A 17,176-nucleotide genomic window follows, 5' to 3' on the forward strand; every position below is an offset into this window, starting at 1 on the left:
CCCCCTCGCGCCTGGAATCCGAAGAAGGAAGCCGCTGTGACCGAAGACGAGATCCTTCTCGGACTCGCCCTGACGGTGGTGCTCGCCACCGGCTCGCAGATCCTGGCGAGCAAGCTGCGCGTCCCGGCCCTGATCATCCTGCTACCGGTCGGGTTCGCCGCCGGCGCGATCACGGACGTCGTCAATCCGGACGAGTTGCTGGGGCCGGCCTTCTCCGACCTGGTGTCGCTGTCCGTCGCGGTGATCCTCTACGACGCCGGCCTGGGGCTCGACCTGCGCAAGCTCACCGGCCGCACCCGCGGGATCGTGGGACGGCTGCTCCTGTACGGCGTGCTGCTGACGTTCCTCGTCATCGCGGCGGTGGCACCGGCGATGTTCGACATGCCGCTGCGCGTGGCCGCGATGCTCGGCGTGATCCTCGTCGTCTCGGGTCCCACCGTCGTGGGTCCGCTGCTCGACTTCGTGCGGCCGACCGACAAGGTGCGACGCATCCTGATCTGGGAGGGGACGCTGACCGACCCGATCGGCGGCATCCTCGGCGCGCTCACCTTCCACGCCATCGCCTCGACGCACCGGGTCGACATCGGCCGGGGATACCAGCTGGGTCAGTTCGCCCTCAGCATGGCCGTGGGGATGGTCGGCGGGATCGTGGGAACCGCGCTGCTGTGGTTCACTCTGCGGACCCTTCGGCTCGGCGAGACCCTCGGTACGCTGGCTCAACTCGCGACCGTGATCGCCGTATCCGCGGGCTGCGACATCGTGCGGGACGACACGGGGCTCATCGCCGCGATCGTCACGGGCCTGGCCGTCGCCAACATCCGAGGCTTCGACATGCCGGCTCGGCGTCCCTTCTTCGAGACCCTGGTCCAGCTGATCATCGGGCTGCTCTTCGTCTCCATCTCCTCCACCGTCACGCCGGCATCCCTGGTGCCGGTGCTCCTTCCCGCGCTCGCCCTCATCGCGATCCTCGTCCTGGTGGTGCGGCCGCTCGTGGCCTTCGTCGCGACGGCGCGCTCGGGTCTGACCCGGGGGGAGCGGGCCTTCATCGGATGGATGGACCCGCGCGGCATCGTCGCGGCGGCCACGGCATCTACCTTCTCCGCCAGCTTGGTCCAACGAGGGGAGAGCGGGGCCGCGAGGATCCTTCCCGTCACGTTCCTGGTGATCGTGGGAACCGTCCTGCTCTACTCGCTGACGGCCGCACCCATGGCCAGACGGCTGGGCGTCGTCAAACCGGCGGGCACGCGCATCCTCCTGGTGGGCGGGGAGCCGTGGGTGGTCGACCTGGGACGAGCCCTGCGGTCTGCGGGATTGGACGTGCTGATGTGGGCGGGGCTCGACGAGGAGCGCGAACTGATCAAGGAAGCGGGGCTCGACCTGGCCAAGGGCGATCTGCTGGCCACGGCCATCAACCCCGGGGCGCGGCTCGAGGGAGTGACGGCCGTGTTCCTGGCCACCGATGACGACGACTTCAACGCGCTCGCCTCGGTCGTGATGCAGGACAACGTCGAGGGGCCGGTCTACCGGGTCGGGCCCCCGCACGACAGCCATGGAGTGGTCGCCCCCTACACCGGCGGCGAGATCCTCTTCGGCCGTTCCCTCGTCCGTCACGTCCTGGCGGAGCGCTACGAACGGGGTGCCCGGTTCGTGGTGCAGCCGGCCTCCGACCCGCTGCCGCAGGAGCACGACGCTCTCTTCGTGGTGCGGGCCGACCAGCGGCTGGACCCGATCACCGAGCGGCAGGAGACCGTCCCGCAGGAGGGCGACACCGTCGTTCTCCTCGGTTCCGTCCTCATGACCGGCGGGCATTGAACCTCGCGGACCGGCTCCGTGCGACTACCTCCCGCCCCTGCGCGCTCCATTGAGCTTCGCGTCCAGGGTGATCGCCGCGTCGATCAGCGCCAAGTGCGTGAAAGCCTGCGGGAAGTTGCCCAGTTGCCGACCCGTCAGGCCGATCTCCTCGGAATACAGGCCCAAGTGGTTGGCGTACGAGAGCATCTTCTCCAGCACCAGCCTGGCCGTGTCGGTGCGTCCGGCCCGGGCCAGGGCGTCGACGTACATGAACGTGCACAGGGAGAAGGTTCCCTCGGAACCGCGCAGTCCGTCGGGAGACGCCTCCGGGTTGTAGCGGTAGACCAGGCTGTCGCTGACCAGCTCACGTTCCATCGCGTCCAGGGTGGACTTCCACATCGGGTCGTCCGGCGTGATGAACCCGACCGTGGGCATCCGCAGCAGCGACGAGTCGAGGACATCGTCGCCGTAATGCTGCACGAAGGCCTGCTTCTGCGGGTCCCATCCCCGGCTGAGCACCTGCGCGTAGATCTCATCGCGGGCGTCCACCCAGCGGCCACCGGCCGCGGGACGCCCGTCGTCGAAGGCAATCCGCAGGGCGCGGTCGAAGGCCACCCAGGACATCACGCGGCCGTACGTGAAGTCCTTCCGGCCGCCACGGGTCTCCCACAGCCCTTCTCCGGGCTGATCCCAGTGGTCGACCAGCCAGTCGAGCAGTGTGTGCAGCGCCTTCCAGCCCCCGTTGTCGAGGTGCATGCCGTGCCGGTGCGCGAAGTAGATGCTGTCGAGCGCCTCGCCGTAGATGTCCAGTTGCAGCTGGGTCGCTGCTCCGTTGCCGATGCGGACGGGGGCGGAGCCGCAGTACCCCTCCCAATGTTCCAGGGTCTCCTCGACCAGGTCGGAGGAGCCGTCGACGCGATACATGATGTTCAGCGGCCCGGTGGCATCCCCGTTGCCGGCCTTTTCCTTCACCCGGTCGTGCAGCCAGCTGATGAACGCCGTCGCTTCTTCCCTGAAACCCAGGCCCAGCAACGCGTACACCGAGAACGACGCATCACGGATCCAGGTGAACCGGTAGTCCCAGTTGCGCTCCCCGCCCAACTGCTCGGGCAGCGCCGCCGTGGGGGCGGCGACCAGGGCGCCGCTCGGCGCGTAGGTCATGAGCTTGAGCGTCACGGCCGAACGTTCCACCGCCTCCCTCCAGCGTCCCGAGTAGACGGACTGCCCCAGCCAGGAGCGCCAGAAACCGACTGTCTCGTCGAAGAGCCGCTCGAACTCCGCCACTCGGACCTCGTGCGGCGGCTCGCCGGGGGACGACTCCATGATCAGGCCGCGCTGCTGACCGGCCTGCAGGGTCAGACTGAAACGCAGGTCCTTGTCACCCGAGAGGACCGTCAGCAGCCGGTCGTCCTGCGGCTCACGGACGGCGTGCACAGCAAGGTCCATGCCCTCCGAAGTGAACAGGGCTCCGTGCTCCGTGATGTGCAGCTTGTGCGGCTTGCGCCCGTAGTCGAAGCGCGGAGCGATCTCCCCCTCGAACGTCATGCTGCCCCGCACACAGCGCAGCATACGGACCAGACGGTGCCGGTCCGTCGCCGTCGTGCCGGTCACCGGCATGAAGTCGACCACCTCGCCCGCCCCGGCCTCGGTCATGAAACGCGTCACCAGAACGGCGGTGTCCGGATGGTAGAGCTGCTTGGTGGTGTAGGCGTCCGCGGCCGGCCTGACGGTGAAGTGGCCGCCCTTCCGTCGGTCGAGCAGAGCACCGAAGATGCTGGGCGAATCGAAGCGCGGACAGCAGAACCAGTCGATCGTCGCATCGGTTGTCACGAGGGCCGCGGTCTGCAGATCACCGATCAGGCCGTGGTTCTCGATCAGGGGGTAGTCGTCCATATTGAGCCCCTTTCGGCCCCGTCAGACAACGTTCGGGCACCGTTACGCGACGCCCGAGGCAGTCCAGGCACCGTTCGGCCAGCTTAGGCCGATGGTGTCGTCCCGTCCTGGCGAGCGAGTCGCACCGGGCGCGGTCGGGAGCTCTGCCGCTGCGCCGCTCCGAAAAGGGCTCTACGGTGAGGGGGCAGCGCTCCCGCTGAGGGAGCCCGCGCACTCATGTGCCTCATGAGCAACGGACTCCTCCGGGTGAAGGAGGCATGGCGTGGGTGTCCGGACGTCCTGGGCAGCCAGATTCAGGCTGCGGCAATACGTCAAGGCGAGCCTGTGGATCGTGCCGTTGTTCGGTCTCTTCCTCGGCGTCCTTCTCTCTGAGCTCGCGCTCACCGCCGACAGCGCGGACTGGCCGCCGAGCGGCTGGCAGTACTCCGCGACGACGGCGAGCGGCGTACTCTCCGCCATTGTGGGGGCGATGGTGGCGTTGCTCGGATTCGTCGTCACCATCGGCGTACTCGTCGTGCAGCAGGCGACGGGAACCCTCTCCCCTCGCTATATGCGCCTGTGGTACCGGGACCGGCTGCAGAAAGCGGTGCTGGCGACTTTCACCGGGACGTTCGCGTTCGCGTTCTCCTTGATGCGCAGCGTCGAGACCGACTCCGTCCCCGACCTCGGGGTCACCCTGGCCGGCGTGGCGGTGGCCGTCAGCCTCGTGCTCCTTCTCATCTACCTCAACAGGTTCACGCACAGTCTCCGACCGGTGGCCGTCGCCGAGCTGGTCACCCGCATGGGAGAGACCGTCTTCACGAGCGGGGCCGCGGCGATCCGCGACGCGGCACCACGCGGAGAGGGAACCGTGTCGCCCGACGGTCCGGTGATGCGCATCCGCACCGGACGCGGTGGAGCCATCCAGGCATTCAACGCGGCCGGGCTGGTCGCGGAGGCGGCGCGCCACGACTGCGTCTTCGTCGCGACCCGTCTGATCGGCGACTTCGTACCGCCCGGCACTGTCCTCATCGAGGTCCACGGGGGCACGTCGCAACCGGACCCGGACCGGGTGACCGGTCTCGTCGCCCTCGGGGCCGAGCGCACCATCGATCAGGACCCCGCATTCGCCCTGAGGGTCCTCGTCGACATCGCCATCAGGGCCCTCTCCCCCGCGGTGAACGACCCTACGACCGCGGTGCAGGTGATCAATTACATCGAGTCCTTCCTGCACACGGTCGGCAGCACACGCCTCCCCGGTCGCTATGTGCTGGCCGATCGCCACGGGCACGCCCGGCTCGTGCTCCCAGGGCGTGACTGGGAGAACTTCCTTCAGCTCGCCGTATGCGAGATCCGCGAGTACGGGGGGTCGTCCGTGCAGGTCTGCCGACGGCTCCACGCCATGCTCGACGGCCTGCTCGACACCCTGCCGCCGTCTCAGCACGCCGCTGTGCGAGCGGAGATCAGCCTGCTTCAGGGGTCGATCGATCGAGAGTTCGCCGACCCGGCCCGCCGGGCCATCGCGCAACAGCCCGACCACCAGGGCATCGGTGGGTAGTACCTCTCGTAGCGGCGCACACGTCCGTCCGTCCTGCGCAGCAGAAGAACCTCGTCGCCGGTCCAACTCCAACGCTTGTGTCTCCCCCACCCCTTCGGCGCACCGACCGCGCGGGAGGCAGGAGGCGCTCATAGCGTCGGGCTCGGACCGAGTTCGCAGAAACGCCTGACGGACGCCGCCGCGTCTCTCCGCCGAGCCGCGCGTACGGGACTGTCGCGCCGAGGAGCCGTGCGAGCGCAAGGCTTCCAGGGGAGCCGGAACACATCCGGACCCTCCCTCCGGATCTCGCGAGGGACCCCGACCACGGTCGGCTTGCGGGACGGCGGCGAAGGTCGCATAGTCCGAGGTATGGACGCGCGTGAGGCGGCGCTCCGACAGGCGTACGACCATGCTGTCCGGTGGCTGGCGAGCCTGCCCGACCGCCGGATTCCCGCCCGCGCTTCGGTCGACGAGATCGTGAGCGCGCTCGGTGCCGAACTGCCTGCCGGCCCCAGCACACCTGCCGACGTCGTCGACCTGCTGGCCACGGCCTGTGAGCCGGGGCTCACGGCGTTCCCCAGCGGCCGCTTCTACGGGTTCGTGGTGGGCGGCACCGAGCCGGCCGCGCTGGCTGCTGACTGGCTGGTCAGCGCCTGGGACCAGAATTGTGTGATGCGCACGGTCTCGCCCGCGTACGCGGCGGCGGAGGAGATCGCCGGCGCCTGGTTGCTCGATCTGCTCGGCCTGCCGAGGGACAGCTCCGTGGGCTTCACCACGGGTGCGACGATGGCGAACTTCACGTGCCTCGCCGCCGGGCGGGACTCGGTGCTGCGCCGCACCGGCTGGAACGTCGCCCGCGACGGTCTCACGAGTGGCCCGCACGTGCGTGTCGTCGCCGGCGAGTCCCGGCACATGGCCATCGACCTGGCCTTGCGCTACCTCGGGCTCGGTCGGCCCGAACTGGTGGCGGCGGACGATCAGGGACGCATCGAACCCGAGGCCCTGCGCAGGGCGCTGACAACGGGCGGGCAGAGCCCCACGATCGTAGTCCTCCAGGCCGGCGACATCCATTCCGGCGCCTTCGATCCCTTCGCCGCGAGCATCCGTGCGGCGCGCGAGGCAGACGCCTGGGTCCATGTCGACGGCGCGTTCGGACTATGGGCAGCCGCCTCGCCGCGCTGCGCCCACCTCACGGCGGGCTGCGCGGACGCGGACTCCTGGGCGACGGACGCCCACAAGACGTTGAACGTCCCCTACGACTGCGGACTCGCGATCGTGCGCGACGCGTCCGCGGTCCGGGCGGCGATGGGCCAGCGTGGCGACTACCTCATCCAGCACGAGCACGGCGACCCCATCGACAAGGTGCCCGAACTCTCGCGGCGCGGCCGAGCGTTCACCGTGTGGGCCGCCCTCAGGTCCCTCGGCCGATCGGGAGTCTCCGACCTCGTCGAGCGGCTGTGTCGCCACGCCTCCGCGTTCGCCGCCGGCCTCGCCGAGATCGACGGCGCGACCGTTCTCAACGAGGTCGCGTTCACGCAGGTCTGCGCCGAGTTCGGCAGCGACGGACGCACCGACCGGGTACTCGCCCGGCTGCTCGACGACGGCACGGCATGGATCAGCGGGTCCACCTGGCACGGCAGACGCGTCATGCGGATCTCGGTGAGCAACTGGTCGACCACCGACGACGATGTGGCGCGCACACTCGACGCGATCCGGCGCGCGGCCAGAGAGCCCTGACGACAGTCGAACCTGCGGACGCAGGACACCTCACGCCGGCCTGCCGAGATCGACATCCAGTCGCGTCTCAAGGGCTGTAGCCCCAAGTCGCCTTCCTCGACACCATCCCACGCCGGTTGAACCATGGCGCAGCTCTTCCTCGCGATTCACGCTCTGCCGCGCCGCAGGAGGTCCCGAGAGAACTCCAAGATCCGGACCATTCCCAGACCATCTCGCCCATCGACGGCGTCAACGCCACCATCTCCGCAGGCCGGCGCCACCGGACATCGGGCCAGGACTCGTACGGAGCCCGGGTATCGACCACGCACCCGTCAACGCGCCGTGAAGGGCGCATGGGCGCGCATCATGAGCTGCCCGGGTGTGTAGGTTGACTGCCCGTCGCTGCCCCGCTCGACGTGTTCCCTCTCCACACCTCACCTCCAGGAGGCGACCGTGTGGGATTCCGCGACTGCCGGGCTGCTCTTCGGGAAGCCGGAGCTGGACCGGGTGCGCGAGGAACGCCCGGCCGGCGGCGAAGGGCCGGTGGAGACCGGGCTGGAGCCGTACGGGCAGGTCGTGGACGTCTTCGGTGACATCGCGGTGCTGCGCTTCTGGCTGCGGGTGGACTTCGCGCCCGACCCGTCGGGCGGTGAGCTGCGCCCCGAGCTGGTCCGAAACACCGCGGTCCTGCAGCAGGGTCTCGACGCGCAGTGGCGCATCGTTCACCTGCACGAGGACGTGCAGCAGGCGGGCGGTGTCCCCGCCGACGATCACTGAACCGTGCGCGGCGCACTGCGGCGGCCAGCCACCCATGCGCCGTGCACAGCCCTGCCCAGAAGCCTCGGGCTAACGTCCTCGGCGATCCCCTGAGAAAGCCGGGAGGCGGCATGACATACCGGGTGGCCATGGACATCGGTGGGACTTTCACCGATGTCGTCGCCTATGACGAACACAGCGGTACCTATTTCGCGGCCAAGGCGCCCACGACGCCGGGTGACCTGGCCGGGGGTACTGGCTCGGCATGGCGGCCTTCCGCTACGGCTTCCCGCTCCTGGAGATGCACCGCAGCCTGTGGGAGTGGCACGTCGACGCGTCCGCCCCGACGCACCGCGGCGCGATCAACGAGATCCACCACACCCGGCGACGCGCGGAGCCGAAGGACACGTACTTCGTCACGCCGATCGTCGACGCCCCGTACTCGCGCACGTTCGTGGACCTGTCCGGCGGCGCGGTGGTCCTCACCGTCCCGCCCGTCACCGACCGCTACTTCACCGTCCAGCTCCTGGACATGTACACCAACAGCTTCGGCTACGTCGGTACGCGCATGGGCGACACCACCGGCGGCGACTACCTGCTGGCCGGGCACGGCTGGCGCGGCACCGTCCCTGACGGCATCACCCGGGTCATCACCGCCCCCACCCCCCTGATCTGCCTCCTGGCCCGCGTCACGATCCTCGACGACGACGTCCCCGCCGCCGTGGCCCTGCAGAAGCGGATCACCCTGCGCCCCGCCGACCCCGCCACCCCCAAGCCCGACCCCGCCGCCAACCCGCCCGCCCGCGACTGGCGGGGCGAGGGCGGCGACCCCCTGGACTACTACCGCATGCTCGCCGACCGCCTGAGCGCGAGCCCGCCCCCGGCCGCCGACGCCGGCGTCCTCGGCCTGATCGCCCGCGTCGGCATCACCCCGCACCACCCCTTCGATCCCTCCCGGCTCCACCCCGCAGCCCTCGACGGCCTGCGGCGGGCCGTCGCGGACGGACTGTGCGACCTGTACGCGGACATGCCTTTCGCCGGCCCGTCCCGCAACAAGCTGGGTGATGGTCGACGTCGACACCATCGGCGACTGGGGCACCGACTACTTCTCCCGCCTGGAGATCGCCCAGGTCGGTCTGCTCGCCAACAGCGCGAAGGAGGCGTACTACATCGGCGCCATCCTCGACGGCGACGGCGACCCGCTCTCCGGCGAGCACCGCTACGAACTCCGCTTCGGCCCCGACGACTTCCCGCCCGTGGACGCCTTCTGGTCGGTGACCATGTACCTCAACCCGCAGGGCTTCCTCGTCGAGAACCCGATCGGCCGCTACCACCTCGGCAGCCTCACCAAGGACCTCACCTACGGTCCCGACGGCTCCCTCACCCTCTACCTCCAGCGCGAGAACCCCGGCCCGGACAAGGAGTCCAACTGGCTCCCCACCACCGAACCCGGCGTCCTGTTCCGCCTCATCCTGCGCCAGTACCTGCCCACCCCCGACATCCTCACCGGCCGCTACGCACCCCCGGCCGTCATCCGCGTCGACCGCTGAGCGAACGCGGTCGCTTTGTCTACGAGAACCCGTTCTAGCGAACAGAGCCGAACGCGGCGGCGGTCATCGGACCTCCCTGCGTCGTGTCGTCGCGCCAGGCCACGAGCCGCTCCTCGAGCGGCCCGTGGCCGTCCAGTACGTGCCGGGTGAAGGCGTCCCGTTCGTGAGCCAGGACCGCCGCTTCCCACACGCAAGGGGCGAGTCCTGATCGCCCGGGTCGGAGCCGGTCGGCTCCACCGGCCGGACCGACGTAGACGGCGAGGTCGGACATGTACCCCTCGATCCACGTGCGGACGAGGACGTAGTCGCCGTCGCCACCGGCGTGGAGAAGCAGCACGGCGAGCCCGAGGGAGCCCCGGAGCTGCCCCGTCGCCAGGTGATCGGCGGCGACCCGCAGCACGGTCCGCACGTACTCGTCTGTCACGGTACGGCCCGGCGCCTCGATCACGTAGGGCTTGACCCGGTGACCGGCCACCGTTCGGCTGCCCAGTGATCGCACGGTGCGGGCGTGGTACTCGTCGGACAGTGCCAGCAACGCACCCGGATCGACGGCGGTCTACGTCTGTATGGACTGCGGTGCGCCAGGATCGATCATACGGCCATGATGTATGCCGCCGGCCGGGGCATGGGGGGTCTTGTTCTGGCTGGTCAGGTTCGGGAGAGGGGCGTCGGCGTCCGCAGGCCGGGCACCCCACTCCGAAGGGCTCGGCCGTCAGGCTTCGAGCGACTCGAAGTCACCCGGCTTCCACGACCCGTCGAACGCCGCCTGCTCCGGTCCGTAGAGGCGGAAGTACGTGAACCAGCCGCGGCCGGGGACGGTCTGGATCCACCGTCCCTCCGCGCCCGGAGGCTCGACCGGTCCGAAGTACACGTCCACGCTGTCGGCGCCGTCCGCCGGCTCCAGCATCTCGAAGAGGGACCGCAGCGCCGCCTGCCCCTGTTCGGCCACGACCTCGGACCGGGTCCGCGCGTCGTAGGCGGTCACGGACCAGAACAGGCCGGCCGGTACCGGCAGCGGAACGGTCAGCCGGTACGTACGGCCGCCGTCGAGGTAGTTCCCGGCGGCGTCCCGCAGGCCGAGCCAGTACAGCGAGCCCTGCCCCACGGCCCGGCGGAACATGGCCGGGGAAGCCACGATCGCCTGGGCGAACCACCGGTCCTTGGCCTCGACGTCCAAGGACTCCTCCCTCTCCTCGGCACGCCGGCATGCCAAGGAGCACACCCCCGCACAGGTCGTCGTCCATACCCGCGACGGGCACATCAGAGCCGCCTACGACTACGGCGACGCCCCCCGCGGCATCCCCCGATGAACGTGGCCGTAGGGCAGGGGAACGCGCGGGCCTCCTCCAGGGCAGCCTCACTCGCCGGCCGCTCCCGCTCCGGCGCCCCCGCCCTGGGCCCAGAGCCGAAGCTGTGAAGCTCGACTGCCGCGATCCGGGGGAGGCAGGTGCACATCTCTCACCGCAGCAGGACAGCGCTCACGACGCGTTGCAGCCGTGCTCACTGCGCCACGCCGACGGCGACCGACCCTGCGCGGGACGCAGAGCAGGAGCTGCTGGCCCGCGGCCCGCCCCGCTCTGGTGAAGCCAACACGTTCAAAGCAGTCGGCTGATCGGCGAGGACTCCGCAGACGGCCGCCTTGCACGGCGAACATTGAACCCTGGTTGCCGTCGGGTGGGGTGACGCCGCGGCGTCTTGATCGTTGGCGGTAGGTGATCACACTACTCAGGCGCGTCTCGTCCCCCATTGCCTTGCTGTCCCGCACTGCTACGTCCCAGACCCAGTGGTCGGGTTCCGCCCGTCGAACGTCTTTGCGGGAGCTGTGTGCGCGCGGCGGCCTGTGCGCCGGCCGCCTGGCCGGAGCGCTGCTGTGATCCCGGCGCAGAGTGCGCGGACTGTCAGGGACGTGCGAGCCGTGGTCGTCGGAGCGGGGTTCTCCGGGATCGGCGCCGCCGTTCGGCTTCGCGAGTCAGGGTTCGACGACGTCCTCGTTCTGGAGAAGGGGACACACATCGGCGGTACCTGGAGGGAGAACACCTACCCGGGGTGCGCCTGCGATGTGCCCTCGACGCTCTACAGCTACTCCTTCACCCCGGATGCCGCCTGGAGCAGGGTCTTCGCCGGACAGCAGGAGATCCTCGCCTATCTGCAGGCCACGGCCGAGCGCTACCGGCTCGGCGACGTGCTGCGCTGCGGTGTGCAGGTGCTTGCGGCACGGTGGGACAGGGCAGCCGGCCGCTGGCTGCTGGAGACCAGCGATGGACCGTACAGCGCGGCGGTACTGGTCCTGGCCACCGGCCCGTGGCACCTCCCGCGCCGCCTGGACGCCCCCGGCATCGAGGACTTCGACGGTCCCGTGTTCCACACCGCCCAGTGGGATCACAGCGTCGACCTGGCCGGCCGACGGGTGACCGTGGTGGGTACCGGCGCCTCCGCCGTCCAGATCGTCCCGGCCATCGAACGCCGGGCCGCGACCGTGAACCTCTTCCAGCGCACCGCCCAGTGGGTGCTGCCCAAGCCCGATCTGCCACTCCCCACGGCGCTCAACCGGCTCATGGACCGCTTACCCGGAGCGCGCGGCGCCCTGCGCGCCGGCCAGTACGCCTTGCAGGAGGGCTTCGGCTACGCCTTCCGCCATCCGCAGGCCACTCGCCTCCTTGAGGCGGGCGCCCGCGTGCACCTGCACGTAGCGGTCCGCGACCGGCAGCTGCGCCGGCACCTGACACCGGATTACCGGTTGGGCTGCAAGCGCCTCCTGACGTCCAGCTCCTTCTACCGGGCCCTGTCCCAGCCGCACGTGAGCCTGCATCCCACCGCAGTGAGCGCCGTACGCGCCAACGAGGTCGTCGGCGCCGACGGCACCACCGTCCCCACCGACGTGCTCATCGAAGCCACCGGCTTCCGCGTCGGCGAGCTGCCGCTGGCCAAGACCCTCCACGGCACGAACGGCCAGACACTCGACGAAGCCTGGGACGGTGAACCGCAGGCGTACCTGGGCACCACCGTGAGCGGCTTCCCCAACCTCTTCCTGCTCCTCGGACCCAACCTGCTCGGCGGCTCCACCTCCGCGATCACCGTCCTGGAAGCGCAACTGACCTACCTCACCGCCGCCCTGGCTCACCTCGACCAAGGCGGCCATCGTGCCCTGAACGTCCGACCGGCCGCGCAGGCCGCGCACCAGACCGCCGTCCAGGAGGCGCTCGCGACCACGGTCTACAACACAGGCGGCTGCACCAGCTACTACTTCACCTCCACCGGGCGCAACGCGTTCGCCTGGCCGTGGTCCACCGGACGGCTGGTACGCCGTCTGCGCCATTTCGACGCCGGCGCCTACACCTTCGACACCCCGGCCCGCCCCCTGTCTCTCCCCGCTCAGGCAAGGCCGCGGCCTGGAGACCGTACGGCAGCCGCGAACACGGAGCAGCCATGACGCGGCACTCGAAGCCGCAGCCCCGTGTTCATGCGGTACCGGGCGAAGTACTCTCTGCAACCCGGCCCCGCGGCATCACGGCCCTACGCCGCCGCTTCGTGTGGTTGTCCGCACGCCGTGGCCGTCGTCCAGCCCCTGAGCCGGCATGAATTGAGCGCTGACCGCGCTGGGTGAGCCGCGGTGAACGCAGCGGGCACGGCTGTCGCTCGGGCCGGGCCGTCCTGCTGGGGGCTTCCTTCTCCGGCCGGACCTGCGGCATGCCCGGGAGCAAGGATGAGCACCGGCCCGGCGGGCGTGTGAGCGCCCGCCGGGCCGGTGCCGGTCTCTCCCGTTACGGTGCGTCGGCCTTCGAACCGGCCTTCGGGCGGGCCGCGGCGACGGGGCTGCGGAGGTCGTCCCATGCGCAAGCCGGCCGGTCTGGGGCAGGGGTGTTCGTGACGGCCCCACAGCGGGCGGGGTCGGTTCCGCGTAGGCGGATGAGAGCGTTGCGGGCTGTGGACGGTGAGTTGTTGACCAGCCTCTTCTCGCGGCTCGTCCGGGCGGGGCGCGGCGCGGTCGTCACGGCTTCATCTTTTCGGCCTCCCGGATTTCGTGGAGGTGGATGAGAATGTCGAAGGACTTGACGAGCGCGATGTCGCGGGGCTTCTCGGGGAACTGCGTGCCGATGTTGAGCGTGGGCCGGGCGACGTTGAGCCAGGCGCGAGCGGCGGCCGGTGCCTTGCGGACGTCGAGGTAGAAGTCCTGGTGACGGACCTGGTCGAGGGTGTGCTCGTTCCTGCCGGGCTCGGCGGCGCCCACGGTGAACTTCTTCCACTCGCCGCCGAGGGCGGCGTCCTTCGACAGGAACGAGCCCTGGTTGAAGGTGAAGCCGATGGGCAGGTAGTTCTCGCCCATGGTGTCGCGCAGGAACGACCCCTGCGTCTTGGGGTACAGCTCGGGGTTGTCGGAGGCGTAGCCGACGTGGTTGTTCTGCGCCGACACCAGGATCTTGTCGCCGGTGTGCTTCTGCCACCACGTGACGTTCTGAGCCATGACCTCGTCGCGGAAGCGCTGAAGGCTCTTCATGGACTCCCGATCGGCCGGGTTCAAGGTGAGGAACTTGGCGGTTTGGGCGATCGAGCGGGCGTTCTGCTCGGCCCAGTCGAAAGCGTCTCCGCCGGAGCCCTCATGGCTGCTGACCAGTTCCAGGGCCTGCTGCGCCTTGGCGGCGAGCTGCTGCCGCTCCGTGAGCGGCTTGGCCAGGTAGGCGAAGGCGTCGTCGAGGGGCCGCAGGCCTGCGTAGAGCTCGTTGAGCCGCGGCAGGGCCTCGGGGCGGTTCTTCATCACATAGCCGGTCACTCGTTCGAAGAACGCGTCGTTCAACGAGGGGGCACCGATGTCGTCGCCCATGAAGTGCACGGGACGGTCGGGGTGGTTGCGGTTGTAGTCACGCATCCACTCGATGAGACTCACGAATTCCTCGCGTTCCCAAGGAGAGTTGGCGAGCGTCTGTGCGGCGATCTCGCGGGCGTCGCCCTTGCCGGTCTGGAGGTAGTCGTCGATCTGGAGGCCCGCGGACCAGCTCAACTCCAGGGCGAAGGTGGTGAAGCCCTTCTTCTCCACCAGGTGGCGGAAGACCCGCTCCTTCATGGTGAAGAACTCATGGGAGCCGTGGGTCGCCTCACCGAGGCCGACCACCTTGGCGTCGCCGATCATCGCGGACAGCGCTCGCAGGTCGGCCGTGCTTCCACCCGGCTCGGTCGCACGCAGCGGATGAGCAGCCCGCTCCAGTACGTGTACGGGGTCCTGCTTCCCCCTGGCCGCCGGGACCGTGTCGACGGTGGCCGCCTTGACCGCCACCGGAGCAAGGACCGCCCCTGCCGCGATCGCCACCGCCACGAGGAGCCGCGTGCGGCTGATCCGCTTCTTGTGAGTAGTCATCTGCTTGTACCTTTCGATCAACTTGCGTTCGGGTCGTGAGAAATAGGGCCCCGGGGTCCCGTTGCCGCGTCCTGAAGGCAGCCGCCGGCCCCAGAAGGTGGACGAGACCTGGTGCCGCGTGTCGCCGTCCGAGTGCTTGACCGGGCGGAGGTTGAGAGGGGGGGGTGTTCACCGCCGAGGCCGCGACCCGTACACGCGGGGCGGCGCCGCCCCGGGTGGATGCGGCCTTCATCGCCGAAGCCGGGGTATGCGGTGACGGTGGTGGCGGCTTGTGCCGGCAGCCACGCTCGCGGTGCTCGCTCGCGGCTTTGCGGGTCGTGCGGGAGTGCGAAGGCGGCGGCGCGGCGTTCAGTTCGTGCTGACGCGGTCGTACGGGACCGCAGCGGGACCCGGCTCGCCGGCCCGCCGCCCGGGCTCGTACGGCGAGGGCCGCCTGGCGGTACGGCGTGGCCGGACGGGCCACCACAGGGAGCGGCCGAGCAGGGCGGCGAGCGCCGGGATCAGCGCCACGGACAGGACGGACGCCGACAGCAGGATGCCGAGGGCCGTCGCGAAGCCGATCTGCTGGGTGGACGGGGCGGGGTTCACCGCGAGGCTGCCGAAGGAACCGGCCAGCACCAGCCCGGCGGTGGCGATGGCCGGTGCCGTATGCCGTACGGCGCGGGCCACCGCCGAGCGGGCCGGGCCCGGGCGCTCCATCTCCTCCCTGATGCGGTCGCTCATCAGGATGTTGTAGTCCGTGCCCAGGGCGACCACGAACAGGAAGAGCACCAGCGGCAGGGTGAAGTTGACGCCCGCTTCGCCGCGCACATGCTGGAACACCAGGGCGGAGGCGCCGAGCGTGGCGGCGAAGCCGAGCCCTACGGAGACCATGAGTACCACCGGCGCCAGGACGCTGCGAAGCAGGACGAGCAGGATCAGCGCGATGAGCGCGGCGGCCATGGGAAAGACCAGCTTCAGGTCCGCCGTGACGGCGGTGGAGATGTCCGCGAAGATCGCTGCCGTGCCGCCGACGTGTGCCTCGGCGCCCGTGGGTGTGTGCCGTGCGACGGCTGCCCGCACCGGCCCGGACACCAGGTCGCGTGCCTTCTGGCTCTGTGGGTCGGCGGTCAGGTAGAGGCCGATCCGAGCGGCGTCGCCCACCTTGTCGTAGACGACCGGAGTCACCCGGCCCACGCCCTGCGTGCGGCCGAGTGCCTTGGCCAGGACGTCGACGCCGTGCCGGTCGAGGGCGCCGCCGTCGCGACTGGTGACGTAGACCTCGGTAGGGTCGGACACCCCGGCGGGCAGGGCGCGGGAGATCTCTGCGGCGGTGGCCGCGGCCGGTGTGCCAGTACTGCCGCTGCCGGTGCCGTAGTCCATCTTCATGCCGGCCATCCCGGCGGCGAGCACACTCAGCAGAACGATCGCGCCGACCGTGACGGCGAGCGGTCGCCGGGCGACGGTGTCGCCGAAGCGTCCGGCCGAACCCTCGCGCGGCGTGTGCTTCAGGGCTCGGGAGGGCCAGAACATCCTGCGTCCGGAGACCGCCAGCAGGGCAGGCATGAAGGTCAGGCTGGCCGACAGCATCACCATCACAGAGATCGCGACGGCCGGGCCGAGCACGCGGAACTGCCCGAAGCTGGCGACACCGAGAGTGGCGAAGGCGGCGACGATGGTGAGCGCCGCCGAGGTGATCGCGGAGCCAACCCGCCCCGCCACCTCCCCCGCGATCTCGCGGGCGTTCCGCTCGGGCTGCGCGCGCAGCCGCTCACGGAAGCGGAACAGCAGGAACAGGAAGTAGTCGATCCCGATGCCGAGCAGCACCACACTGATCAGCTGCGGTGTGCTCGGGTCCACTTTGATCCCGGTGAGCAGCGCCGTGCCGACCACCGCGCCCGCGGCGGCGCCGCCGACGAGGCTGACCGCCAACAGCGGCAGGACGGCCGCCAGGGCGCTGCGGAACACGAGCAGGTTCAGCAGCACGATCAGGCCGATGGTCAGTGCCCCGGCCACTGTGCTGGTGGTCTTCTCCGCCTCCGCGCTGTCGACGAGGTCGGCCAGACCGCCGGCGAATCCGATGCGCAGTCCGTCCTGCGCGTACCTGTCGGAAGCGGTTTTCCGGAACTCCTTGAACACATTCTGCAGACCGGGGTCGGTCGAATTACCGGAAAGGCCGACAGAAAAGAGAGCGAAAGTGCGGTGGGGTGCGACCGTGCCCGGCGTCACCTTCGGCGTCTGGGAATATTCCTTCGCCAGAAAGTCGGGGGCGTCCTCGGACTTCGGCATGGTCACCCGCTGCCTGGCGAGCGCCGCTGCCGCTGTCTCCGCGCGCTGCTGGTCGGCCGCGCCGAGCGGCTTTCCGTCGGCCCGCTTCACCAGCATGGTCACCGCATTGGCGTCCGGCTTGATCCCGAACTTGCCCTCGGCGACGCTCAGCGCCACCGCCGAGTCGTACTTCTCCGGCAGGAAGTCACCGAGCTGGCTCTCGGTGACCCGGTACATCAGTGCCTGACCCACCATGGCCAGTCCTATTCCCAGCAGCACCCACAGGGTGATGACTTTCCATGGATTTCTCGTGGAGAATCCGGCCAGGGTGCGAATCACGGGGACTCCGGTTCGAAG

Annotated in this window: 12 protein-coding genes and 2 pseudogenes; 9 read left to right on the forward strand and 5 right to left on the reverse strand. The window is 69.9% G+C overall.

Features of this window, described 5'->3' with window-relative positions; translation table 11 throughout:
* Positions 1-36 precede the first annotated feature (36 nt).
* The gene (locus ACZ3ZE_RS06015) at positions 37-1,812 is read left to right on the forward strand and encodes a cation:proton antiporter (RefSeq protein WP_467257592.1); all 1,776 of its coding nucleotides are present in this window, start codon (positions 37-39) and stop codon (positions 1,810-1,812) included.
* A 24-nt stretch (positions 1,813-1,836) separates the two neighbouring features.
* Here the strand turns inward: ACZ3ZE_RS06015 and ACZ3ZE_RS06020 are convergent, their stop codons facing one another.
* Positions 1,837-3,684 (reverse strand): glycoside hydrolase family 15 protein, encoded by a 1,848-nt coding sequence (locus ACZ3ZE_RS06020; protein WP_361171163.1) that lies wholly within the window; start codon positions 3,682-3,684, stop codon positions 1,837-1,839.
* Positions 3,685-3,946: 262 nt separating this feature from the next.
* Between ACZ3ZE_RS06020 and ACZ3ZE_RS06025 the strand changes: the two genes are divergently transcribed.
* The 6 genes and pseudogenes from ACZ3ZE_RS06025 to ACZ3ZE_RS06050 all read left to right on the forward strand — a co-directional run bounded on the left by ACZ3ZE_RS06025 (position 3,947) and on the right by ACZ3ZE_RS06050 (position 9,222).
* Complete coding sequence (locus ACZ3ZE_RS06025; RefSeq protein ID WP_361171160.1) at positions 3,947-5,221, forward strand: DUF2254 domain-containing protein; 1,275 nt, start codon at positions 3,947-3,949, stop codon at positions 5,219-5,221.
* 348 nt (positions 5,222-5,569) lie between these two features.
* Positions 5,570-6,937: a pyridoxal phosphate-dependent decarboxylase family protein gene (locus tag ACZ3ZE_RS06030; RefSeq protein WP_467257595.1), complete on the forward strand. Its 1,368-nt coding sequence runs from the start codon at positions 5,570-5,572 to the stop codon at positions 6,935-6,937.
* Between the two features lie 432 nt (positions 6,938-7,369).
* Positions 7,370-7,693: a Cif family virulence factor gene (locus tag ACZ3ZE_RS06035; RefSeq protein ID WP_467257598.1), complete on the forward strand. Its 324-nt coding sequence runs from the start codon at positions 7,370-7,372 to the stop codon at positions 7,691-7,693.
* Positions 7,694-7,821: 128 nt separating this feature from the next.
* Positions 7,822-7,917 (forward strand): annotated as a pseudogene (locus ACZ3ZE_RS06040) (hydantoinase/oxoprolinase N-terminal domain-containing protein); the annotation flags it as partial.
* Between the two features lie 56 nt (positions 7,918-7,973).
* Positions 7,974-8,414 (forward strand): annotated as a pseudogene (locus ACZ3ZE_RS06045) (DUF1254 domain-containing protein); the annotation flags it as partial.
* A gap of 322 nt (positions 8,415-8,736) precedes the next feature.
* On the forward strand, positions 8,737-9,222 hold the full coding sequence (locus tag ACZ3ZE_RS06050; RefSeq protein WP_467257601.1) for a DUF1214 domain-containing protein: 486 nt from the start codon (positions 8,737-8,739) through the stop codon (positions 9,220-9,222).
* 34 nt (positions 9,223-9,256) lie between these two features.
* Here ACZ3ZE_RS06050 and ACZ3ZE_RS06055 read toward each other — a convergent pair whose 3' ends face one another.
* Together ACZ3ZE_RS06055 and ACZ3ZE_RS06060 are read right to left on the reverse strand one after the other, a co-directional pair.
* Positions 9,257-9,757 (reverse strand): hypothetical protein, encoded by a 501-nt coding sequence (locus ACZ3ZE_RS06055; RefSeq protein ID WP_467257604.1) that lies wholly within the window; start codon positions 9,755-9,757, stop codon positions 9,257-9,259.
* 177 nt (positions 9,758-9,934) lie between these two features.
* The gene (locus tag ACZ3ZE_RS06060) at positions 9,935-10,399 is read right to left on the reverse strand and encodes a DUF1214 domain-containing protein (RefSeq protein WP_467257607.1); all 465 of its coding nucleotides are present in this window, start codon (positions 10,397-10,399) and stop codon (positions 9,935-9,937) included.
* Between ACZ3ZE_RS06060 and ACZ3ZE_RS06065 the strand changes: the two genes are divergently transcribed.
* Together ACZ3ZE_RS06065 and ACZ3ZE_RS06070 are read left to right on the forward strand one after the other, a co-directional pair.
* Complete coding sequence (locus ACZ3ZE_RS06065; protein ID WP_467257610.1) at positions 10,383-10,532, forward strand: DUF2188 domain-containing protein; 150 nt, start codon at positions 10,383-10,385, stop codon at positions 10,530-10,532. The genes ACZ3ZE_RS06060 and ACZ3ZE_RS06065 overlap by 17 nt on opposite strands.
* A 605-nt stretch (positions 10,533-11,137) precedes the next feature.
* Positions 11,138-12,652: a flavin-containing monooxygenase gene (locus ACZ3ZE_RS06070; protein WP_467258532.1), complete on the forward strand. Its 1,515-nt coding sequence runs from the start codon at positions 11,138-11,140 to the stop codon at positions 12,650-12,652.
* 558 nt (positions 12,653-13,210) lie between these two features.
* Here the strand turns inward: ACZ3ZE_RS06070 and ACZ3ZE_RS06075 are convergent.
* Both ACZ3ZE_RS06075 and ACZ3ZE_RS06080 read right to left on the reverse strand, forming a co-directional pair.
* The gene (locus tag ACZ3ZE_RS06075) at positions 13,211-14,572 is read right to left on the reverse strand and encodes an erythromycin esterase family protein (RefSeq protein WP_361171154.1); all 1,362 of its coding nucleotides are present in this window, start codon (positions 14,570-14,572) and stop codon (positions 13,211-13,213) included.
* A gap of 348 nt (positions 14,573-14,920) precedes the next feature.
* Complete coding sequence (locus tag ACZ3ZE_RS06080) at positions 14,921-17,074, reverse strand: MMPL family transporter (protein WP_467257613.1); 2,154 nt, start codon at positions 17,072-17,074, stop codon at positions 14,921-14,923.
* Between the last annotated feature and the right edge of the window lie 102 nt (positions 17,075-17,176).

The sequence above is a fragment of the Streptomyces sp. NPDC023157 genome (assembly GCF_055560575.1).

Coding starts and splice junctions, on each gene's coding strand:
- ACZ3ZE_RS06020 (WP_361171163.1), bottom strand. CDS start 3,684: ATGGACGACTACCCCCTGATCGAGAACCACGGCCTGATCGGTGATCTG.
- ACZ3ZE_RS06030 (WP_467257595.1), top strand. CDS start 5,570: ATGGACGCGCGTGAGGCGGCGCTCCGACAGGCGTACGACCATGCTGTC.
- ACZ3ZE_RS06050 (WP_467257601.1), top strand. CDS start 8,737: ATGGTCGACGTCGACACCATCGGCGACTGGGGCACCGACTACTTCTCC.
- ACZ3ZE_RS06075 (WP_361171154.1), bottom strand. CDS start 14,572: ATGACTACTCACAAGAAGCGGATCAGCCGCACGCGGCTCCTCGTGGCG.
- ACZ3ZE_RS06080 (WP_467257613.1), bottom strand. CDS start 17,074: ATGGTGGGTCAGGCACTGATGTACCGGGTCACCGAGAGCCAGCTCGGT.